We start from the raw sequence: 22228 nt of genomic DNA on the forward strand, positions 1-22228 counted from the left end.
CATCCGATAAGGGGCATCGTATTTGCCCCTTATTTTGATTCGCTCTAACCTCACTTCGTTACAGGAACCCCCAATGAAAACTCCATCTGTTCTGTCACTCTTACTCGCACTCGCCCCGACATTCGCCTTCTCTCATAACCTTTCTGTCGGTCAAACCACCCCATCCGTCAGCATTGATACCTATGGCGAAATGACGCTGCAAGGAGACGATGTGGCTTATCAACCTTGGGCAACTCAGCAGATGTTAGGCAAAATCCGTGTGATACAAGCCATTGCAGGTCGTAGTAAAGCTAAAGAGATGAACGCGCCGCTGATGTCAGCAATCACTGCCGCTCACTTTCCTGAAGATCAGTATCAGACCACAACCGTGATCAACCAAGAAGACGCCATCTGGGGAACCGGTACATTTGTAAAATCGTCGGCAGAGGACAGCAAAAAGACATTCTCTTGGTCTTCCATGGTGTTAGACAAAAATGGCGTATTAGCAACAACTTGGGATCTGCAGCAAGAAAGTTCTGCGATTATCGTACAAAATAAACAAGGCGAAATTTTATTCGTGAAAGAAGGGGCTTTAACTCAAGACGAAATCACACACGTCATCGAACTGATTAAACAGAATATCTAAACCTAAGGTAAGGAAAAGCTATGAAACTGTTCAACACCATCGCACTCTGTCTTTTAGCGGCTGTAGCCTCTTTCCAATCGGTTGCAGGAGACAACGATTGGGACAAGATTGCAGATAAGACCGTCAGTTTTAAATCGGAAACCGACACAGTCAATCCACTGTCACCATTTGCTAACGCTCGTTTCAGCCACATAAAAATCAAATGTACACAAGGTACGGTCGATCTGAAAAGCGTTAAAGTAATCATGAAAGATGGTCAGGAAAAGACGTTCGACAGTTTAGGTGTTCTGACTAAAGGCATGTCATCAAGAAGCTTAAGCCTACCAACAAAAGATAACGCGAAGTTAGACAAAATCGAGTTGAACTATGAATCGGTTGGCAGCACTGCGCTGCAAGTCGCGGGGGTGACTAAAAAAGCGCAAGTGGAAATCTTAGGTAAGAAAATCGACGAGTAAGCGATGGCTCAACGAACTCACCCAAACTAAAAACAGCGGCACTAGGCCGCTGTTTTCATTAAAAATCGTCATGGATAACTAAATGAATTTCTTCAGCTTCGCCAAACCATAAGCGGCGATGGTGACACAATCTTTGATCGTGCCGTCGATCATCATCTGTTCGAACTCCTCAACCGAAAAAGCGCGAGTGATCAAATCCTCTTCTTCACTGTCGAGTTGATTGCCCACGTCCGTTAAATCAGTGGCGAAGTAGACGTGACATGTCTGATTCAAAAAGCCGTATGCGATAAACTGCGCGCCGACATACGCCATAGCGCTCGCCTGCATGCCCGTTTCTTCACGCAGCTCGCCTTTGGCAAGCTCAAGATGATCCGCATCTGGGTTTGATTCCCACGCCCCTTGTGGGATCTCCCAACAACGTTGACCTACGGTGTAACGGTACTGCTGAACCAAGTGAATCATCCCGTTATCGATAGCCAGAATCGCAGCACAATCAGGTTTGTCGACCACACCATAGATGCCCTCTGCGCCGCTCGGACGTAAAATTTTGTCCTCACGCACCGTCATCCACTTATTCTGGTAAACGACTTTGCTGTCTAGCTGTTTGATGTCTGACATGATTATTCCTTGATTTTTCTGAGGGTTACTGCGGAATAATACCCGATTCGGTTACGCCACCAAAATGTTCTTTAGTTCACTCAAAGACTCAACGGTGTAATTTGGTGCGATACGCTCATCGACGCTTGCGCCTGTGGTATTTAACCAGCAAGTTTCAATACCAAAATTATTACCACCCAGAATATCGGAATGAAGGTTGTCACCCACCATCAGTACGCGCGTTTTGCATGGGTTGCCCATTTGCTGCATCGCGTATTCAAAAATACCTAAGTCCGGTTTTGCTACGCCCACTTGTTCAGAGATCACCACTTTATCGAAGTACTCAGTCATCCCTGTGCGCTCAAGGCGAATTGCTTGCAACTCTGTAAAACCGTTGGTGATGATGCCCATTTTGGCTTTGCCTTGCAGCGCTTCCATCAGCTCTTTTGCACCTGGCAACAAGCTGCAAATATCGGCCATTGCTTCTAAAAATGCGCTATTGAGATCTGCTGTTGTGGTATTCAGCTTCTCAGCCCACTCGGTAAAACGCTTATGTTTTAGCTCATCTGCCGTTACTTTGCCGTCTTGGTAATCCACCCAAAGCGGTTTGTTTACGGTTTGGTAATGAGCAAAATCTTGTTCAGTAAAATCTACGCCTTTGCGAGAAAACATAAGCTGCAAACCTTTGAAAGCATCAAAGTGGAATAAGGTTTCGTCAGCGTCAAACAGGATCCAATCGTACTTCATTTTCTTCTTCCCAAAATCAAGGTCGTAATACTGGTGCATAGTCTAGATTGTTTTCTTCTTGAAGATAATCTCTATAATTGGAAATTAATTGTATCCTTGTGCTCAACAATAAATGCTTCACGATAATAGGAGATTGATGTGAACGCGATTGCCTCCCTGCCCGTTTTTGTTGCTGTTGTCGAATGCGGCAGCTTTTCCCTTGCGGCCAAACAGCTGAATCTGACGAAATCGGCGATCAGCAAACGCATCAACCAACTAGAAGACGATTTGGGCATTCGTCTCCTTAACCGAACTACGCGTAAGCTGAGCCTGACCGAAGCGGGAGAACGCTATTTTGAGTACGCTTCTCAAGCGCTCAATCTGGCCCAGCAAGGCGTAGACGCGGTATCGGAACTGCAAGGCTCTCCACAAGGTCGGCTCAAAATTACCGTGCCGATGTCTTTCGGTGTGCTGCATATCGCGCCTTTGATCAGCGAGTTTCTCGCTCGTTACCCGAAAATTGAAGTGGATTTAAACCTCGAAGACAAAATGGTCGATTTGGTTAAAGACGGTTTTGATTTGGGGATCCGTATTGGTGAACTCACCTCTTCCAATCTAATCGCAAAACGCCTCGCCCCTTGTAAAAGTGTGCTTTGTGCCTCGCCAGATTACTTAGCGGAGTTTGGAACACCACAAAAACCAAGTGATTTAGTCAGTCACAACTGCCTGCGCTACTCCTATTTCCGTGGCGGCGTCGAATGGATGTTCATCAACAACGGCAGCGAATACAAGGTGCTTCCAAAAGGAAACTTTATCGTCAATAACAGCGAAGCCATTCGCCAGTTGCTGTTAAGAGGTTCGGGCATTGCGCAACTGCCAACATTTATTGCAGGAAGAGACTTTGCCGCAGGAAATCTAAAACCGGTGATGGAAGAGTATTCTCTACCAGAACACGCCATTTATGCGGTTTTTCCTGAGCGCAAGCACATGCCGTTGAAAGTAAGAGCCTTTATCGATTTTATCAGCGAAAAACTCGGCACAGATTTACCTTACTGGGATCGTTACAACAGCCCAGAAAAATAACCATATTGATGATAAGTGAGTGAGATTTCACTACTGACATGTTCTGACATTCCATCCGCGTAACCTTATTTGGAACTCAATAGGCAATCCGCCAAAACCAATAAGGAATCACAATATGGAAACCGTTATCGAAACTGTGCAATTTCGTCTAACCGCAGGCACAACAGAGCAAGACGTGATCGCCGCTGCCAAACAGTCACAAACGTTTGTGAAGAATCTGCCGGGCTTTTTGTATCGCTCACTCAGTCACGAAGCGACGGACGATGTGTGGACAGACATCATTTACTGGCGTTCAATGGACGATGCAAAACAGGCGGGAAAACAGCTTAAGCAAGCCGCTGAATTTCAGCCTCTGTTATCAATGATTGACTGCGAAAGCTTCGAGCTTATACATCACAACTTAAAAATGTGCAGTGAGCTAGAGAAGTAATCAGCCACACTACTACTAACAACCAGTAGGTCTAGATAAGGAACATCATGAGCAAATCAGAACGACTGTTTGAGCTACTGACGCTTTTGCGCGCAAAGCGTTACGCAGTGACAGCGAAAGAGCTCGCAGAAAGAATGGAAGTCAGCGAACGTACGATTTATCGCGATATTCAGTCGTTGCTCAGTTCTGGTGTTCCGATTCAAGGTGAAGCAGGTGTCGGCTACCTGTTGCAAGCTGGCTCTCATCTGCCACCTTTGATGTTCTCAGAAAAGGAGATGATGGCGCTTGAACTGGGTATGCGGATGGTTCGAGCCTGGTCGGACGCCGAACTCGCCGAAGCGTCTCACTCTGCGTCCACCAAAATACTTTCGGTATTGCCAGATAAGCTCAAACAACAAGTGGAAGATTGTCCGCTGATTGTGCCCGATTATCACACCCAATCCGAGACTGCCAAACGAGGGCAGCTTCTACGCCACGCGATTGATCATCAGTTTAAGGTCAGTTTGGATTACCAAGATGAAAGCGGACAGGTGACCGAGAGAAAAATCCAACCGTTAGGCCAGTTCTTTTGGGGCAAAGTCTGGACGCTGGTCGCCTGGTGCGAATTGCGCGATGACTATCGCCAGTTCCGCCTCGACCGTATCCAAGCACTGCGTATGCACGATGAAGAGTTTCAGAGTGCGGAAACCAAATCTCTCAAACATTATATTGCGCAGTATGAATCGAAAGATTGAGTGTTCTTCATCCTTCCATCACAAGGATTCTACATTGCTCTGCTCAATGCGAGATATTTGGAAAGGCACATTTAGTTAAACTAATGTTTCATTTTTAACAGATGCGCAACCAACCTAAGATCGTTAACTTAAGTAGCACGTCAACCACACCGGAGCGTGAAGCTATGAAAGTACTGATTCAATACACCCAAGCAGGGAAATATCGAGATCAAGCGTGGGAGTCTTTAACTCTTCGATCTAAAGGTGATATGCAGGCAGTTACCCCTTCTTATGCTGCCCAACTTATCGAACAAAGCAAAGCGACACTTGTGATGACAGAGGAGCAACAAATCGTTATTCATCCATAACCGATTATTAGCCTTGTTTAACCAACCTTTGTTAGTTGTGCAAGGCTTACATCTCGCCATTTCACGTTATCAATTTTATACACGACCAACTATATTTACATAAAAATCAATAAAATAGTTCTTATTTTCGTTCTCGACACTCCTTCAAAACGGCCTTACATTCATAGCTAAGATATAGGTTATCTGTTAGTCTCTTTATTTCTTCATGATAAAAATTAGGATAAAACCTTTGAAAAAGCATCGGTTTATTATAAGGATAGGTGCAATATGCAATTGATCTGGAACATTATTGGATACTTAATGTTCTCTGGTGTATTAGTTATTTTTTTTCAAACATTCTTTATAGGTATCATGCACCTTTTAATGCCAAAAGACATTGTCAATAGCTACTTTAAAGAACCTTATTTTAACACTTTCGAACTAGCTCTATTTACAGGTTGGCCTTACGCATTTTTCCGAACATTGATGTTTGTTCGTTTAATCGTTCAACCTAACTCAGGTAAAAAACGAAAGTTACCCGATGTATCCCAAGAGGTGCCTAGGTGGTACCGTCTATTATCCTTCATAATAATATGGGTAATTATCATAAACTCTACAATGTTAGCACTTGTATTTTTTATCGCAGGTTTTTTATCACTAGCAAATCATGTATGACCTTCACTTATCCAACCAAGTTTAATATCACACTTTAAATGTAAAAAATCACATTAACAATTTCATACAAATAATAAATACATCAGCTAATTTGTAACTTTTTAAAATGAAAGTCTAGAAGGCAAAAAATAAACCTTTTTAAATATAGTTTTTTGTTAGTATCTGCACAAACAAATTATTAGCTAGAGGTGCTCTGTGTCGGGATTATTTGAGTATAAAATAAAAACTCATGATAACTTATCATCAATTATATTAAACATGTATGGTACTCCATATGAAAGGCTAAATTTATCACTTGATAATAAAAAGCTTACGAGTCTATCCGCATCGCTCGAAGTTGAGGGTTACCTGCGAATGCTCATATAGTTAAACAAGCCGAAAAACTGAATAAAATAGCTCAAGCATCTAAAGTGGGCGGACATGTTTTAGTCGGTGTTGGTCTGACGGCTTCCTGCATTCAGATTGCGAATACACAAGACCAACATGAGAAGAATGAAATTTTTGTTGAGTCAATAACTAGCACAGCTGTAGGAATGGGTACCAGCGCGTTAGTCGGTCTATTTTTAGTATCAAACCCTATTGGCTGGGTGACTGCCATTGTACTCGCTGCCGGTTCAACGGCTGTAGGTTATGCATCCGGTAAAGTGGCAAAAAGCTTTTATAATTCAATTGAAAGCAAGCCAAACTTAGTCGCTAGTACTGGAATAGAGTCTATATGCAGCAAGTAATCACATTTCTTTTTTACACTTTAATGACTGGTGTGATTATTATTTTCTTACAAACCATTTTTATCGGTGTCATGCACTTTCTGATGCCGAAGGAGATTGTTGGGAACTATTTTAAAAAACCATATTTTAATGAATTTGAGCTTTCTTTATTCACAGGGTGGCCTTACGCATTTTTCCGAACATTGATGTTTGTTCGTTTAATCGTTCAACCTAGCTCAGGTGAAAAGCGAAAATTACCTAATATTTCTAGAGAAGTACCAAAATGGTATCGTTATTTGTCGATTCTATTACTGGGTATTATCATTGTTAACTCTGTTGTCGTTGCCCTGACTTTATCAATTGGTGCCGTTCTTTTAGCAATTGAATGAGAAATTAACATTAAAATATAACGATGTACTCGACGAAGAGAGCTCAGTCAGAACTCTCTAATCGCCAGTGTTATTGCATACTGATCTCTACTCTTCTTCGTTGAGACGACGAATCAACTTAGCTGGCGTGCCTCCGTATAGACAATCTGGCGGCACATCATGGTTAACGACCGAGTTCGCCGCAATCACCGAGCGAGCGCCAACTGTTACACCTTGGTTAATGACGGAGTTACCGCCAATCCACACATCATCTTCAATCGTGATGGGTTTACAAAACGTTTCCCAACGTCGACGACTTCGGTAATCAACAGAATGAGAAGCGGTATAGAATTGCACGCTCGGTCCAATGAGCACGTGGTTCCCGATGGTAATTTTGGCACCATCGAGCATGACCACGTTCATGTTGATAAAGGTTTCTTCACCTATTTCGATGGTCTTACCAAATTCACAATGAAAAGGGGACTGGACAATACAACGGCCTACCTTGCCAAATAGCTGCTTTTGCAATTCGTCGCGCTGACTTTCGTCGGTGTTATTATTAAGTGCTCTAAGTGCTTGAAGAGCATGGCTTCTAATGGCGTCAATTTCTTTGTCCATGCCATCAAAGACCTGGCCAGACATCATTTTTTCTAGTTCTGTCACTGGAAGACTCCTACAACCTGCAATTACTGCTTTCAGATTCTTCACAAGGTACGTGAACTGCGAAATAAAAAAAGAGAAAAGCCCGGACTTTTCTCTTTCCTGTTTTTATATTTTGTGGAGTCTGTCAACTTACACAATTTCCCAACTGTGGGTCATCTCAACACCTTCGCCTAGCATTAAGCAAACCGAGCAGTATTTTTCTAGCGAGTCAGCCGCCACTTTTGCTACGACTTCTGGGTCAAGCTCGTCACCTGACACTTCAAAGTGGATATTCACTTGCGTAAAGATACGCGGTGCGGTTTCACGACGCTCTGTGGTTAGCTTGGCATTAACTGACGAAACCTTTTGGCCTGCTGTTTTCAAACCATCAACAACATCGACAGAGCTACAGCCACCAGCAGCCATTAGTACCATTTCCATTGGGCTTGGTGCGGTTGCACCGCCATTGCCATCCATCACTACGGAGTGGCCCGACTGAGATTGCCCAAGAAATTTAAAATCTTCTATCCATTTAACTTCAGCTTGCATGATTTACCTCATTTAGCATCGCTCATTCAAGGCATCGTTGCCCTTACTAGCGGTGTGTTTCTTGTCGATACTTTAGCTCTATCGCATAAAAGGGCAACGGAATTTTCAACATTACTGTAATTTTTTCGCTCGGTTACCTTTCTCTATACGTAACACTTTTTATTCAAGTAACACTTTCTACAAAAATAACGATGAGGTAGCTATGAAGAATATGTCTAAGTTATTGGCCGGTTTCTCCTTCGCACTTCCAGTCTTGTTTCTACTATTGAGTAAAACAGGTACCGCCGATACGATGGATAAGCTGAAGGCTTCAGAGAATACAAGAATCGCAACGCTAGCTGGCGGTTGTTTCTGGTGTACAGAATCGGATTTAGAGCAACTGCCCGGCGTAATCGATGTTGTATCAGGTTATTCAGGTGGTCATATTGAAAACCCGACTTACCGCCAAGTCTCTTCTGGTAAATCTGGTCATATTGAAGTGATTGAGGTGAAGTACGATCCTGCTGTTGTGAACTACGAACAAGTGCTGGATTACTTCTTCCGTCATATCGACCCTACCGACGATAAAGGTTCATTTGTTGACCGTGGTCCTCAATACCGTCCGGCGATCTTCTATCATAATGCGGAGCAAAAGCAGATTGCTAAGCAGTTTATGATGGAAATCGACAAGGCGATGATCTATCCAAAACCGTTGAAAACAGAGCTGATCGAGTTTGAAAAGTTTTACCCTGCGGAGTCGTATCATCAGGATTACTACAAGAAGAGTAGCCTGAAGTACAAATACTACCGCTACGCATCAGGTCGCGATAAATATCTCGACGAAGTATTTGGTGAAGATCGAAAAGAAAGCCCTAAAACACTTCGACAGTTGATTGAAGAAAAAAGGCTGCTTTCGAAAGTGAAAGCGTACAGTAAGCCTGCTCAGTCTGAAATCAAATCAAACTTAACAGAGCTACAGTATTACGTGACGCAAGAAGAAGGCACGGAGCGTCCGTTTGATAATGAATACTGGGACAACAAAGAAGCGGGAATTTATGTGGATATTGTGACCGGTGAACCGCTATTTTCTTCTACTGATAAATACAAATCTGGGACAGGTTGGCCAAGCTTTACTCGACCAATTAACCCGGGTTACATCGTGGAGAAAACCGATTATAAACTACTCTACCCTAGAACGGAGATCCGCAGTAAGTTTGGTGATTCACACCTAGGTCATGTGTTTAAAGATGGTCCGAAGCCGACGGGATTACGCTATTGCATGAACTCTGCTGCGATGAAATTTGTACCTGTGAACAAGATGGCGAGTTTAGGCTACGGCGATTACCTGTACCTATTTGATAAGTAGTTTTAACCAAATTAGGAGTGAACATTCAGCGCGATGAAAGGTTTTAAATCCAACCTTCCCATGAAAGTCTGTCCGGTCTGTCAGCGCCCATTTTCTTGGAGAAAGAAGTGGGCGCGAAATTGGGAGGAAATCGTTTATTGTTCTGAGCGTTGCCGAAGAAATAAATCAACGAAAACGTAGGTCACTCCGACCCTCTCTGGAGTATGTTATTCCCTTTGTATTAACGTTTGTACGCGTTCTCTTACCAAGGTAATAACGTCCCATCATAAGCCCAAAACGCCCCGCTATCTTGCGGAGTTGCTTTTTCTAACAAGCCTAATAAATCCTTTGCGACTCGCTCTGGTGTGAACAGCTTTCCCTCTGGCACATTGGTTTGAAAAGGTGCCGACAAAGCGGTGTCTGTAGTACCTGGGTGAAGTGACAGCACCGTGCCATGTTTGACCATCCTTTGCCATTCGATCGACATGGTTTTGAGGAACATGTTTAATGCGGCTTTCGATGCTCGATAGCTGTACCAACCACCTAACTGATTATCGCTAATGCTGCCAACTTTGGCTGAAATGGTCGCAAACTTAGGTGCAGTACTGCATTTTAGCTTGGGAGTGAAGTATTTTGCCAACAGTAAACTTGGCAAAGTATTGACCGTGATGGTTTGCTGAAAGAAGTCTGCGTCGAGCGAGCTAAGATTCTTCTCAGGACCTTTCTCTTGGGTGTGCAACATACCAACACAGTTCACCAACCAATCGACGTGTTCAATCTGCTCACTGAACGCTTTTACCTGCTCGTCTTGCGATACATCCACTTGATGCCAAACGACATTTGGGTGTTGCCAATCTGGTTGCTGCTTACGATAAGTGGCATGCACGCGCGCTTGAGGGAACCGAGCTGCGGCTTCTCTCACCACTGCCAAACCAATTCCACCATTGCCACCGACGATGAGTATTTCCATCACAAGTTCTCCACGTTTTCTATGTAGTGCTCTGCGGTATCAAGAATCGCTTGGCGTTGCTGTTCTTCCATGTTGTCCCAAGAGCGGAAAATCATCCCGATTCGTGGATTGGCTGCGAGGCGCTTGTCGTGCTTGTTCATAAAGCGCCAATAAAGGCTGTTAAACGGACACGATCCTTCCCCACTCCTCGCCTTATTGTCGTAATGGCAACCCTTACAGTAGTCGCTCATTTTGTTGATGTAAGAACCACTCGCCGCGTAAGGTTTGGTGCCAACAATGCCGCCATCCGCAAACAATGCCATGCCACGTGTGTTCGGCATTTCGACCCATTCAATCGCATCAACATAGATACCGAGATACCACTCATCCACTTGATCTGGGTCGATCTCGGTTAGCAAGCAAAAGTTACCAGTGACCATCAAACGTTGGATGTGGTGTGCGTAGGCATAATCGAGGGACTGCTCAATCGCATTGCGCATACAGGCCATTTTGGTTTCGCCACTCCAAAAGAAGTTTGGCAGCTTTCTTTCTGCGCCCAGCTCGCTCTTTTTCGGGTAATTAGGCATGTTCGCCCAATAGACGCCTCGAATGTACTCTCGCCATCCTAAGATTTGGCGAATAAACCCTTCGACTTGAGAAATGTCGATGTCTGCGTTGGAATTAAATGCCTTGAGTGAAGCATCAATGACTTCTCTCGGGTGCAGCAATTTGCTGTTAAGCGAGAATGAAATTCGGCTGTGATACAAGCTCCACTTAGCATCGTGCTGGCCTGTCATGGCATCTTGAAAACGTCCAAATAACGGCAGACAGACTTGGCAGAAATGCGCGAGTAAAGAGAGGCTTTGCGCGCGATTGATCGGCCACAACAAGTCTCCTTCGAGATTTCCGATAGTTTTGATGTCATGTCGTGCCAACCGCTCAGTAATATCGCGCACGTCGGTACTGAACATCAAAGGTTGTGGCAGTTGTTCAATGTCTTTGGCTTTGAGCTTGTTACGGTTATTGGCATCGTAATTCCATTTTCCGCCGACGGGTTTTCCGTCTTGCATCAAGATGTCGAAGCGCTTGCGCATACGGCGGTAAAAGTGCTCCATCATGATGTGTTTGCCTTGAGGAAACTGCGATTCTATCTCTTCAAACGGCAACAAAAAGTGTTCCGAATCGACACAACGCGCCACGACCCTATCAAGCTTTAGTTTGGCTAACTGCTCTAGTAAACGGTATTCATCCGGGCGTTGATATTCAAACTTACTTGCACCAACTTCGCTCACGTAGTGTTGCAAGACTTGCTCAAGATCGTCGAAGGTTTGTGTGTCATCCAACGTGAGGTGCAGAACTTGGTGACCCTCGCTCTGACGCTCTTTCGCAAACTGTTCCATTGCAGAAAAGAACGCACACACTTTCTGAATATGGTGCGTGACGTAAGTATTCTCTTGCTTGAGTTCTGCAATCAGGTAAAGCACTTGCTCATCCGGTTGCTGAAACCAAGAGTGCTCACTGTTAAGTTGATCGCCCAAGATCAATCGTACGGTTTCAAATCGCATTACGGTTTCTCCGATGACGAAGCTTTATCACTGCTGCCCATTACGATAGGCCAATCGACCATGTCTACACTATCCAAATGTGCACCAGCACAACGACCTTGCCACTTATCGATGAACTCCATGTGCGGATCGTACATTTCGGTTTGCTTTTCGAGGTTGAATTGTCGTGAACCACGCGGATCAGCACCAACGCCTGCTAAGTATTGCCAGTTTCCCCAGTTCGATGCCACATCGTAATCAACCAGTTGTGACTCAAAGTATGCCGCGCCATAACGCCAATCGAGGCCAAGCTCATGCACTAAACAACTGGCGACTAACTGTCTGCCACGATTCGACATATAACCGGTTTCATTAAGTTGGTGCATACACGCATTGACGATAGGAAATGGCGTTTCACCTTTCTTCCATTGTTGGAAACGGTGCGCGTAAAAGCTGGTGAGTGGTGCTCGATTTTGGATGCCACCGAATCGGAAGAGCTGTCGCTTGTATCGACGGGCATACCAATAAAAGTATTCACGCCAAAGCAGTTCGAAGTAAATCCAGTAGGTTGAATCATTTGCGCCATTCTCCGCTTCATAACGTTTCAACATGGCATAAACAGTTCTCGGAGAAAGGCACCCATTAGCTAACCAAGGAGAGAACTTGGTAGAGTAATCCATGCCATCTAAACCGTTGCGTGTTTGTTTGTATTCACTGGCTAGTGTGGAAGCAAAATACTGGCGACAATGTTCAAGCCCGCGGCTTTCTCCACCATGAAACGCAGCTTTTGTGTCAAAGTAATATGCAGTAACGGAAGGAAGATTCACACCTAAAGGAATTGGAGGTAACGAACGGATACTCTCGTGGGGCCGAGAGATGTCTAAACCTTCAACTTGCTTTCTAAACTGCGTGAAAGTCGTAGGCAGATTGCTCAAGTCAAATGGCAGTTGTTCTTCCCTTAACAGGGTCCGGATTGCTTGCTGTTTTATTTTTACATGAGACGCGCCTTCAACTGCGCGATCTAACGCTTGTTGCTCATCCGAACCGGGAAAGGCGTCAGCATATATATGTGTGACGCCGAAGCGATTAACAGCATACTTGATTGCTTGATCGGGCGTCAGTTCAACCGCCCATAATCGCTGACCAAGATGATTCAAAGATTGATTGAGTTCACTAAGCGATGCGTCGAGAAACTGCAATTTCGCACGCCCGAAAGAGGCTTCCTGCGCAAAGTGATGCAAGTAAGGCGTCATTGAAGGGTAGCAATACAAGCAAATTAACTCGTCCATTTCTACACTGGCGCTTTTCAACAGTGGGTTGTCGTGCAATCGCAAGTCGTTCGTGAACCAATAAAGTCCTATTTTCTTTTTCAATTCGCACCCTCAGATGTTAATTCTTCGTCTACGAGTTCTTTTCACAGAGACCCTGACGTTAAGCCTTTTGATTTACTTGCTTTTATACGAAAACGAGAGTTTGACGATCATTAGGTTACTAACGTTCACACGGAATCCATTTGCTGGATATCTCAAAACACGCAATACCACCAAATGCCTGTACATGTTTCATACTGATATTTTATAAAATTTGAATCCAACGGTATTGATCACGATCTTAATCACTCATTTTCTATATAAACCATGCAAAAGTGATAAAAATTAAAGCGACATTAGTTAATATCCGTTAATCTAAGCCCAATCCCATTTTGCTAGTACCATCGCAGAAATGACCGACGAGTTTAAGAAATCAACCGCTAATTTAAAAAAAGCGGTCCCACTGATGATCAAAAACCATGTTGCTGCCACGCCAGCCAACTACGCGCTTTGGTATACCTACGTTGACAAGACCATTCCAGAACTCAACTTTGAGTTAGACACGGTGTTAGAAAACTACGGTATTTGCCCGCCAGCAACCAATAAACAGCTTTACAACAACTATGTGGCCAGCAAAGCAGAAACCAGCCTTGAAGATCTTAGAACCAATGTAGAAGTTCTGCTACATGAAGTATCCAGTTCAATGAGCGATACGATTTCAGATACTTCCTCCTTTTCTGAGATGGTAGACAAAAGCTTTAATAAACTGGAAAAAGTTGAGGACAATAGCCTAAGCATTGAAGAAGTGATGGTGGTGATTCGTCAACTTGTCGCAGAGTCACACGAAATTCGTCACTCAACAAAGTTTTTGAATAGCCAATTGACTAACGCGAGTGAAGAAATTTCTCGCCTCAAAAATCAACTGGCTGAAGTACAGCAAGATGCGTTGTTCGATGGTTTGTCAAACCTATACAACCGCCGAGCATTTGACAAAGATCTCTCTTCACTTATCGCATCAAATCAGGCAATGACCTTGATCATGCTTGATATCGATCATTTCAAATCATTTAACGACAATTACGGGCACCTTTTTGGCGATACAGTGTTAAAAGCCATTGCCCGCCGGCTACAACAAAGCTGTCGAGATGGGATATGTGCGTACCGTTTTGGTGGTGAAGAATTCGCGTTAATTGTACCTAACAAATCTCTGCGAATTGCTCGCCAATATGCAGACACACTACGCCGGATGATAGAAAAACTGCGTATCAGAGATAAGCGCTCAGGCACACAAGTTCACAGCATTACCGCTTCTTTTGGGGTAGCAGAATTTGAGCCGGGTGATACGCCTGAAGCCTTAATCAATAAAGCCGATAAACAGCTTTATGAAGCAAAACAACTCGGTCGTAACCGCGTGATGCCAATTTAAATAAACTGACTAAGCGAAAACGACTTTTACGATGAAAAAGAAAACCCCGCGACGTAAAGTGCGGGGTTTTTATATCCAATCATGAGTATCTTAATCGACGCTGTAACAGTAACTTAGAATGTAGTCGTCACCATTTTTTGCGGTATATTCTTTATCTTCACTGCATGCCATCGGCTTACCTTTTTTGTCGCCTTTGATTAGACTTATCCAATGGCGCATCGCGGTTGGTGCATTGCCAGTTAGTTCAGGATGAAACGTCGTGCGAGTTTCTAATTGAATATCGTCAATGTCCACTAATTCCACGCAACCAGTGCCTTTGTGACAGCCAAACAGCACTTCTACATGATTGCCCGAATCATCTTTAAACAAAATCGACTTTGGATCTTCCTTTCCACCAGTGTACGCCACAAAATGTTTCGGGCTTTTCAGGCCGCTGTGTGTACCGTCTTTGAAATAAGCCAAAACATGGCGGTAATCAATCACGTAACTTGATACATCTTGGTGCGACCCGTTCTCCAATGGGAACATGCGGTCAAGGAGTTGCTTCGCTTTTACTTGTTTCTCACTCTGCTGCTCAGCACTTACCGCTTCGACGGCAAATACGGCTTCAGCGATAAATGGGCGTTGTTGTTGTTGCATCTCTTTTTTATCGAAGTTCAGCATATTCATCGTCATATCCTCGCACTTAAAAACTCGTCCTAGAGTAAAAACTTAAATCCTTTATTTAAGTTTCAGGCAATTCTGTGAAGTGGATGGTTAATTTCCTTGCCTGCTCATTATGTAGACTAGCGAAATATTGACTACAATTTCACAACAAAAATTTTACAATGTGAATTTTACAAAATGTCTGTGTCAAAAAGCCTTATTCGTCAGTCTCATTTTCTTGGTACGAAAATTCGTAACCTAAGAAAAAACAACCATTTAACGATGGAAGATTTGTCTGCCCGTTGTGTAAGAATTAATCCAGAGTACGCTCCTTCGGTTTCTTACCTTTCGATGATTGAGCGCGGAAAACGCGTACCGAGTATCGATATGCTCGAAGTGATCGCGGAAGTTTTTCAAAAAGATCCGGCGTGGTTTTTAGATGATGAACCCGAATTAGAAGCCATCACACCCAACAAAGGAAATCGTGGCGGGATTAGTGGCATGGCGTTGGAGCCGAGCTTCCTGTTTTCCAATGATATTCTTCAAATCGCGATACCAGAAATGCTCTCCCAAACAGGTATCACGGGGCGTCAATTCGCCCACTTACTGATCCGCGCACACCAAGAAAACCATCAAAACCATTTTCCTGATTTAGAGCGCGCCGCCGAAGAGGTCGGCTTGAAGCGGCTGAATCTATCTGTAGAAGATCTCGTAGACATTGCAAAGAGTATGGGATTGGATATCCGCTGGGTAGATCGAGCGCCACAAGATGTGATTGATGAACTGGGCGTCAGCGCCAAACAGTTGATTACGTCTTTCATGGAGCCACCTGGGACTATTTATCTCAATAAACGAATGCGTGACTATCCAACCCGATTGAAGTATGACTTGGCGGTATATATCGGCCATCGAGTGCTCCATAGCAGCGATGCAATGAATAACGTTTTATCTATCGGGCATCAAAACAATTGGGAGCAAATGGACAGCCCTGTGTCGAACTCTGAACTCAATTCGCAAGATATCCTGCAAGCTTGGCGTGATTTTGAGTCCAGCTTTTTTGCTGGTGCCTTGCTTTGCCCCAAAGTACCATTTCGTCAGTTGCTTGACCGCTCCGGTTACGAAATTGATGTTCACAAAAAGGCCGGCGTTTCTCCTTCCGTTGCAATGCGTCGCATGACGGTGGTCTCGCCTTACCCTCATTGGCACTATTTTGATGCCTATGGCCCCGGCAAGTTAAAAGCAGTGTATCGAGGAAATGGTATTCCATTGCCTTGGGGCAACATGCGCAAAGTAAACGACCCTTGCCAGCACTGGGCGGTATTCCGACGCCTTTCCCAGCCTTTGGATACCAGTTCAGCGCAAATCTCGATCTTAAATGTTGGCGACGAGCCACGTATCTACTGCTGCGAATCGGTCAACGTATTTGACCCTGCGGGAAATAATCGCGTGCTATGTGCCGGTATTGATCTTAACCCTGCTATTTCTGCACAAGGTGGCGATGCCGTTTCCATAGCGGAAGAACTTAAGTCCCTTTGTGTCGCTTCCGGCGGAAGTAGTGTTATTCCTCCCCACATCAAAAAAGACTTAACGACTATCGCTAAGATATTAAACATCAACTGGATAGAGCGCGGGATTCAAACCCAAGCAAGGTTGATCTGCTCCAGAGGGGCGGTTTGTCCAAGACAACCTAGTTGTTACAGCAAGTGCGGAGAAGCTGATGAGACGGGCAGCGACGTGAATATCATCGGGCTTTAGAAAGAAAAAACGCCAATCACAATAAACGTGATTGGCGGTATATACTTGTGAACAATTTGTATTCACTAACAACGTCAGTTGGCTAGGTGACCCTCGGCTTAATAAGGGTCACTCTAAGTAAAGCACGATGCGTGCCAACTTTAAAAAAGCCGTTTTTTAGTAGATCCAGATGCATATCGTTGCTTTATTAACCATTAATTTCGCAAACTGCATTTGCAAAATGCAACATTATTCAAATATGCCACTGAATGCACTGCTAATAACGACTCTCTCAGCAAAGTGTCTGTGAACATATGAAGTCACATATTCTTGCACCTCAATGATGATGAGATTTCGGGCTCCCAACTTTACCATTCCTCTAACCCCTTATTGAAACTGGGTTCAGGCTCATCCGCCATGCTTTTGTTGATACATTCTCTCATCGGCTATTTTCATCATTTGCTCAGGAGATGACATTTTCGGGTCAAATATCGCGTACCCAATACTGGCTTTCAAATAGATAAGCGTTTCATCGTAAATGACGGGCGTCGAGCATAGCGCTAATCGAAGTTTTTGTAGAAGGGACTGAACATTTTCTTCCGTTCCTGGGTGATGAACTACAACTAAGAACTCATCACCGCCCATTCTGGCCACGATGTCTGATTTACGCAGAGAGCTTTTTACCCTTTCAGCCGTAGCGATTAAAACTTTGTCACCTGCGTCGTGACCATAGGTGTCGTTAATGTGTTTAAACCTATCTAGGTCAATATTAATTAAGGCGAAGCTATAACGCTTTTTATAACGTTTCGCTATTTCGAACTGCTGCTTGTAAAACTTCATAAAATAGCGACGGTTTGGTAAATTCGTGAGTTCATCGTGTAAAGCTCTGTCATCTGCAATGGTATACAGTCGATAAATGGCGAACAGCGCGAGGCTAAGTGCGAATATAATGGGATAGCCGATTACTCTAGCTAAATGCAACTGATGCCAAGAGATTTGGCGATCAGCTTTGCCTCCAGAGAAAACCACCATACTCCACCCACCATAAGGAAAATGAACCATCTCTTTTGCATATGCCATGCTATTTACACTTTGCGCGCCAAAGAAAGCATCACCAAATGAGCCACCGCTATCGTAACCACGGATCATTAAAGGGTAACGATACGAGAAATCAATTACGCCGGTTTCTCTCATCAGAGCATCGAAATCAATCACCGCACTGATCACTCCCCAGTAGTCCTGATTCATTGGAGGATCAAGAAAAACAGGCACACGCACGATCAAACCTCGGCCACCTTGAATCAAAGTCACTGGCCCTGCGATGAAAATTTCTTGTACATCCTTGGCTTTTTGCACCTGTACCCACTGCTGTGGCACTGCGCGGTAATCAAGGCCGATTAGGCGCTCATTACCTTGGCGTGGAAATACATGACTAATTACATCATTTTTCGCGATACCGATGATTGTAATATGTTTACTTTTATTTAGGATTCGGTGAGCGGCGATACTCAATTCTTCTTCTTGGTTTTTAGGAAGTAACGTAATGAGTGTCGCTAAAGTACTGGCTTTGTAGATATCCGCCATAAGTACCGCTTCCAAATTGGAACGGAGAATGGAAAGTTGTTCTTTGGCCTCAACTTGAACTCGCTCTTTGTGAAGCTCTTGCTGGTTTCGATTTAACAGCTCGATAACCCCAATACACAAAGCGAAAAAGGTGAGGAAGAACAATGCAAAATAGCATCGTTTTCTGGGTAAATAACGCATTTTCTCCCCACAACTCGTATACAACTACGAGATTTTTTATTTATTGTTAAAATTCTTATTATCACAAGAATAACCAATCATAATCAGAAAGGTAACAGTGATTGACAACTTTTATGTTTTAGGTGTGAGATGATGCATCAACAAGGCGATTTATTTGGCGGCGATCTATGGCAAGAAGTAGAAAGAGGAAAACTTTATTATGATCCTCAATTTCTTAACCATCTTGAGGCGGATAATTACTTTGACCAACTTCGAAAGACACTGCCATGGCACCAAGAACACATTACTATGTTCGGCAAGTCAGTACTTCAACCTCGCTTACAAGCGTGGCACGGTGATGCAGCATATACTTACTCAGGCTTAACCATGCAGCCTCACCCTTGGACTCCTGAGTTAACTCAGCTCAAAGTGCGTTGTGAATCAGTTGCTGATGTCACTTTTAATTCTGTTCTCGCTAACTTATATCGACACGGCCAAGACTCAATGGGCTGGCACCAAGATAATGAACCAGAGTTAGGTAGAAACCCTGTTATCGCATCTTTGAACTTAGGTGAAACACGTCGATTTTTGCTTAGAAATTTACATTGTAAAACTGAGATTGAATATGAGCTTTCTCACGGCTCCTTACTGATTATGGCTGGCGAGCTACAGCATCACTGGAAGCACTGCGTACCAAAAACCGCGAAAACCAAAGGTGAACGTATCAACCTGACTTTTAGGCAAATTTTTAACTATTGACTCAGCTTTTACATTCTCAATTAATATTGATGGTAGGTTTAGGTTCAGGACTTCATAGGGAATGGATTTATGCGTATTAAACCTCTTAGCTTAGCGGTCTTACTCTCTTGCTCACTTACCTTTGCAGCTCAGGCATCACAGGAAGAGGTACCGCTTCTCGATAATACTCAATCAGCGCAGTTGATTCGTAGTACCTACGAACAGGAACTGTTCACTTTCCCGGCGTTTAAAGAGGGCCATTTTGGCTTACGCATGTACCGCCAAACATTAGATGAGAAATATCACGCTGCCATTTGGACCGACATGGCACAAGTAGCCAGCCGGTTAAACCAATTTGCTAATGAAGTTGTTGAACCAGAAGACATCATTCTCTATTCATCTCAAAGGCTGACCACGTATCAAGAGAAAGAAACCGAACGAGGGCAGCGACGCTATACCGTGACTAAACACCATCCTGAGTACCTTTATCTTGGTGTGGATTTGCTTGGCGCAATGGCAAGAGCAAACGAATATGGCCTAAAGCATAAACAAGACAAAACGCTGAGAAAAATTATTAGGCGCTACGATTTCTCGCGTTACGTTACGGACAAAGAGATGATAGAAGCATGGGCAGCTCAGCTTGCAAACCAAGTCTACTGGCTTCGTCAGTTAGGAGAGCAAGATGTGGTCGAGGAATTCACTCAAACCTTCCGTGACACCTACCCCGACGATAAAGATAAGATGCTTTCAGCTCAGCAGTATTGGAACAAACTCTATGGGATGACGCACATCATCTTTGCCGATTCACAGTATTATCAGGAGCGAGTAAGCGAGAAGAAACACCAATGGATTTATGATTACTTTCGCAACAATATCGACACTATCCTACTGCGCGCCAAAGAAGACGTGATTGCGGAAGTCGGCATTTCGTTTTTGTTAGCAGGCTTGGACCATGATCCGGTCGTAAAGAAAACCCGCCAAGCCATTCGTCACGCAATCAACGCAGAAAAAGGGATGATTCCGTCGGTCGACGGTAACTTTGATCTCAAGTACGGCGAACACCGTAACGTGCTAGCCATCATGCTGCTCGATTGGAAAGGGGTACATAAAGCGCCAACTTATCAAGAGCACCCAGAGGCTTTTAAATCGATACCTTACGGCTTAATGCCCAAGCCTTAGAAATAACAAAACCCGCCATTTAGGCGGGTTTTTAGTGTGTATCTTCAATCTAAATTAGAGAGAGATAAAAATGCCCGCTAAGCAAGCACTCATCAGGTTAGCGAGTGTACCAGCAGCAACCGCTTTTAGGCCTAGACTTGCAACATCTTTGCGGCGCTCAGGTGCCATCACGCCGATAGAGCCCAACTGAATCGCAATTGAGCCAATGTTCGCAAAACCACACAACGCAAAAGTGATAATAATTTGAGTATGCTCAGACAGTGTCGCTTTGTGCTGCACAAAATCGATAAACGCAACAAACTCATTCATCACCACTTTCTGACCAATGTATGAACCCGCAGCTAGAATTTCGTGGCTTGGCACACCAATCAACCACGCTAGAGGTGCAAACAAATAACCAAAAATCGCTTGTAGCGTTACGCCAGAGAAACCAAGTATCTCACCCAAGTTTTCTAGCCCCGTGTTCACCATCGCGATAACACTCACGAAAGCGATAAGCATGGTACCAACAGCAACGGCAACTTTCATACCGCCCATGGCACCGCTTGCTAGCGCATCAATTACGTTGCTTTCTTCTGATTTATCTAGCTCAATATTGTTGTAATCGCTTGGCGTTTGACGCTCAGGAACGATGATTTTTGCCATCATCAAACTACCTGGTGCTGCCATAAAGCTTGCCGCGATCAAGTATTTGAGGTCGACCCCTAAACCAGCATAACCACCAAGCACACTGCCCGCCACTGAAGCCATACCACCAGCCATCACGGCAAACAGTTCAGAGCGAGTCATGTTAGAAAGAAATGGACGAATAAGAAGTGGTGACTCGCCTTGAGATAAGAAAATGTTCCCTGTTGCAACCAAAGACTCTGCTTTACTCGTACCCAAGAACTTCTGGATAGCGCCGCCAATAAATTGAATCACTTTTTGCATAATGCCCAAATAGTAAAGGGCGGAGATAAGAGCACTGAAGAAGATGATGATAGGAAGGACACGGATAGCGAAGATAAAGCCAGAAGAAGCGAGGTCACCAAAGAGGAATTTAATCCCTTCATCAGCAAAGCTGAGTAGCCCCGCGACACCATTACTTAAACTCGCCAGCGCCGCTTGACCCAACGGGAAATAGAGCACCAAAGCAGCAAACCCCATTTGTAGCATCAAGGCGCGAGATACAGTTTTCCAATTAATGGAAGAACGACCCTCAGAAAGTAGGAAAGCACAACCTAGCAGTGCAACAATACCAAATAGACTAAATAGAACACTCATGAGCTGGACCTACTAAACGTTGAAAAAGAAAAAAGAGCCAAAGGAATTGGCAGAAGAAAGGGACAACGCAGCGAGTGATAACTCACTTTTAGATCCAGAATGTAGACAGAACGAATAGTTCGACATCTTATTTTTACCTTATACAAGCAATTGAACGTAGCTGGTCCGGTCCGTGGGGTCATTCACTGCTGGCGAGCATGTTGCTTGGCCTGCTCCATGTGACGGCTTGTATGGGTAAGGGTCCTGAACAACTAAACCCTAATTCCCGCTTAAACGGGACGCAAGTATAGCCAACAAAAAGAGATATTCATCACATTTATTTACGCAAACGTTCAAGCGTTCAAAATTTAGGCAAAAGTACTCTTTTGTCGTCATACTATTAATAAAAGTAAGGGCATAAGGATAGGCGTTGATGGTAAAAAACATAAAAGTGACCAATAAATATGCAATCAAACT

24 protein-coding genes are annotated in these 22228 nt (G+C 44.0%); 14 read left to right on the top strand and 10 right to left on the bottom strand.

Annotated elements, in window-relative coordinates; genetic code table 11:
• Positions 1–73 precede the first annotated feature (73 nt).
• The gene (locus tag R7H07_RS03510) at positions 74–625 is read left to right on the top strand and encodes a YtfJ family protein (protein WP_017635079.1); all 552 of its coding nucleotides are present in this window, start codon (positions 74–76) and stop codon (positions 623–625) included.
• A gap of 20 nt (positions 626–645) precedes the next feature.
• Positions 646–1080 (top strand): hypothetical protein, encoded by a 435-nt coding sequence (locus tag R7H07_RS03515; protein ID WP_005480927.1) that lies wholly within the window; start codon positions 646–648, stop codon positions 1078–1080.
• 78 nt (positions 1081–1158) lie between these two features.
• On the opposite strand, the gene R7H07_RS03520 is transcribed toward R7H07_RS03515, so the two are convergent.
• Positions 1159–1698, bottom strand: coding sequence for an NUDIX domain-containing protein (locus R7H07_RS03520; RefSeq protein WP_017635078.1), 540 nt, complete (start codon positions 1696–1698; stop codon positions 1159–1161).
• A gap of 51 nt (positions 1699–1749) precedes the next feature.
• Entirely contained in the window at positions 1750–2424 is a 675-nt protein-coding gene (yjjG, locus tag R7H07_RS03525) for a pyrimidine 5'-nucleotidase (protein ID WP_005374109.1), read from the bottom strand.
• A 138-nt stretch (positions 2425–2562) separates the two neighbouring features.
• Between yjjG and R7H07_RS03530 the strand changes: the two genes are divergently transcribed.
• From R7H07_RS03530 to R7H07_RS03555, 6 genes are all read left to right on the top strand, one after another.
• Positions 2563–3486, top strand: coding sequence for a LysR family transcriptional regulator (locus tag R7H07_RS03530; protein ID WP_005384329.1), 924 nt, complete (start codon positions 2563–2565; stop codon positions 3484–3486).
• 115 nt (positions 3487–3601) lie between these two features.
• A complete protein-coding gene (locus R7H07_RS03535; protein ID WP_029795225.1) occupies positions 3602–3916 on the top strand; it encodes a hypothetical protein in 315 nt (104 codons plus the stop codon).
• 47 nt (positions 3917–3963) lie between these two features.
• Positions 3964–4650 (top strand): helix-turn-helix transcriptional regulator, encoded by a 687-nt coding sequence (locus R7H07_RS03540; RefSeq protein ID WP_005497912.1) that lies wholly within the window; start codon positions 3964–3966, stop codon positions 4648–4650.
• Between the two features lie 164 nt (positions 4651–4814).
• Entirely contained in the window at positions 4815–4997 is a 183-nt protein-coding gene (locus tag R7H07_RS03545) for a hypothetical protein (RefSeq protein WP_021035913.1), read from the top strand.
• A 1064-nt stretch (positions 4998–6061) separates the two neighbouring features.
• A complete protein-coding gene (locus R7H07_RS03550) occupies positions 6062–6379 on the top strand; it encodes a hypothetical protein (protein WP_235213034.1) in 318 nt (105 codons plus the stop codon).
• Entirely contained in the window at positions 6367–6747 is a 381-nt protein-coding gene (locus R7H07_RS03555; RefSeq protein WP_005374128.1) for a hypothetical protein, read from the top strand. The genes R7H07_RS03550 and R7H07_RS03555 overlap by 13 nt, the downstream gene beginning before the upstream one ends.
• A gap of 87 nt (positions 6748–6834) precedes the next feature.
• On the opposite strand, the gene R7H07_RS03560 is transcribed toward R7H07_RS03555, so the two are convergent.
• Both R7H07_RS03560 and R7H07_RS03565 read right to left on the bottom strand, forming a co-directional pair.
• Complete coding sequence (locus R7H07_RS03560; RefSeq protein ID WP_031780875.1) at positions 6835–7389, bottom strand: sugar O-acetyltransferase; 555 nt, start codon at positions 7387–7389, stop codon at positions 6835–6837.
• A 129-nt stretch (positions 7390–7518) separates the two neighbouring features.
• Positions 7519–7917, bottom strand: a complete 399-nt coding sequence (locus R7H07_RS03565; RefSeq protein WP_005374132.1) for an OsmC family protein — start codon at positions 7915–7917, stop codon at positions 7519–7521.
• A 202-nt stretch (positions 7918–8119) separates the two neighbouring features.
• Between R7H07_RS03565 and msrB the strand changes: the two genes are divergently transcribed.
• Positions 8120–9262: a peptide-methionine (R)-S-oxide reductase MsrB gene (gene msrB, locus R7H07_RS03570; protein ID WP_206958695.1), complete on the top strand. Its 1143-nt coding sequence runs from the start codon at positions 8120–8122 to the stop codon at positions 9260–9262.
• Positions 9263–9295: 33 nt separating this feature from the next.
• Positions 9296–9442: a DUF2256 domain-containing protein gene (locus R7H07_RS03575; protein WP_005374142.1), complete on the top strand. Its 147-nt coding sequence runs from the start codon at positions 9296–9298 to the stop codon at positions 9440–9442.
• 61 nt (positions 9443–9503) lie between these two features.
• Here the strand turns inward: R7H07_RS03575 and R7H07_RS03580 are convergent, their stop codons facing one another.
• From R7H07_RS03580 to R7H07_RS03590, 3 genes are read right to left on the bottom strand one after another with little or no spacing between them, the layout of a single operon-like run.
• The gene (locus R7H07_RS03580; RefSeq protein WP_064354492.1) at positions 9504–10211 is read right to left on the bottom strand and encodes an SDR family oxidoreductase; all 708 of its coding nucleotides are present in this window, start codon (positions 10209–10211) and stop codon (positions 9504–9506) included.
• The gene (locus R7H07_RS03585; RefSeq protein ID WP_206958694.1) at positions 10211–11755 is read right to left on the bottom strand and encodes a cryptochrome/photolyase family protein; all 1545 of its coding nucleotides are present in this window, start codon (positions 11753–11755) and stop codon (positions 10211–10213) included. Before R7H07_RS03585 ends, R7H07_RS03580 begins: the two co-directional genes overlap by 1 nt.
• Positions 11755–13107 (bottom strand): DASH family cryptochrome, encoded by a 1353-nt coding sequence (locus R7H07_RS03590; protein WP_206958693.1) that lies wholly within the window; start codon positions 13105–13107, stop codon positions 11755–11757. The genes R7H07_RS03585 and R7H07_RS03590 overlap by 1 nt, the downstream gene beginning before the upstream one ends.
• 349 nt (positions 13108–13456) lie before the next feature.
• Here R7H07_RS03590 and R7H07_RS03595 point away from each other — a divergent pair, with 349 nt between their 5' ends.
• Positions 13457–14470 carry a GGDEF domain-containing protein gene (locus R7H07_RS03595; protein WP_005374150.1) on the top strand — a complete coding sequence of 338 codons (1014 nt, stop codon included), beginning with the start codon at positions 13457–13459 and terminating at the stop codon, positions 14468–14470.
• Between the two features lie 90 nt (positions 14471–14560).
• On the opposite strand, the gene R7H07_RS03600 is transcribed toward R7H07_RS03595, so the two are convergent.
• Positions 14561–15139, bottom strand: coding sequence for a malate synthase (locus R7H07_RS03600; RefSeq protein WP_064354490.1), 579 nt, complete (start codon positions 15137–15139; stop codon positions 14561–14563).
• A 174-nt stretch (positions 15140–15313) separates the two neighbouring features.
• Between R7H07_RS03600 and R7H07_RS03605 the strand changes: the two genes are divergently transcribed.
• Positions 15314–16870 carry a DUF3612 domain-containing protein gene (locus R7H07_RS03605; RefSeq protein ID WP_080773721.1) on the top strand — a complete coding sequence of 519 codons (1557 nt, stop codon included), beginning with the start codon at positions 15314–15316 and terminating at the stop codon, positions 16868–16870.
• A gap of 387 nt (positions 16871–17257) precedes the next feature.
• Here the strand turns inward: R7H07_RS03605 and R7H07_RS03610 are convergent, their stop codons facing one another.
• Positions 17258–18613, bottom strand: coding sequence for a diguanylate cyclase (locus R7H07_RS03610; RefSeq protein ID WP_054865439.1), 1356 nt, complete (start codon positions 18611–18613; stop codon positions 17258–17260).
• A 132-nt stretch (positions 18614–18745) separates the two neighbouring features.
• Here R7H07_RS03610 and R7H07_RS03615 point away from each other — a divergent pair, with 132 nt between their 5' ends.
• A complete protein-coding gene (locus tag R7H07_RS03615; RefSeq protein WP_065275108.1) occupies positions 18746–19351 on the top strand; it encodes an alpha-ketoglutarate-dependent dioxygenase AlkB family protein in 606 nt (201 codons plus the stop codon).
• A gap of 69 nt (positions 19352–19420) precedes the next feature.
• On the top strand, positions 19421–20509 hold the full coding sequence (locus tag R7H07_RS03620) for a DUF3541 domain-containing protein (protein ID WP_005384167.1): 1089 nt from the start codon (positions 19421–19423) through the stop codon (positions 20507–20509).
• Positions 20510–20563: 54 nt separating this feature from the next.
• Here R7H07_RS03620 and R7H07_RS03625 read toward each other — a convergent pair whose 3' ends face one another.
• Entirely contained in the window at positions 20564–21772 is a 1209-nt protein-coding gene (locus tag R7H07_RS03625; protein WP_017635515.1) for a NupC/NupG family nucleoside CNT transporter, read from the bottom strand.
• Positions 21773–22228: the final 456 nt, after the last annotated feature.

The sequence above is a fragment of the Vibrio sp. Vb1127 genome (assembly GCF_033338735.1).
GTDB classification, from domain to species: Bacteria; Pseudomonadota; Gammaproteobacteria; order Enterobacterales; family Vibrionaceae; genus Vibrio; species Vibrio alginolyticus.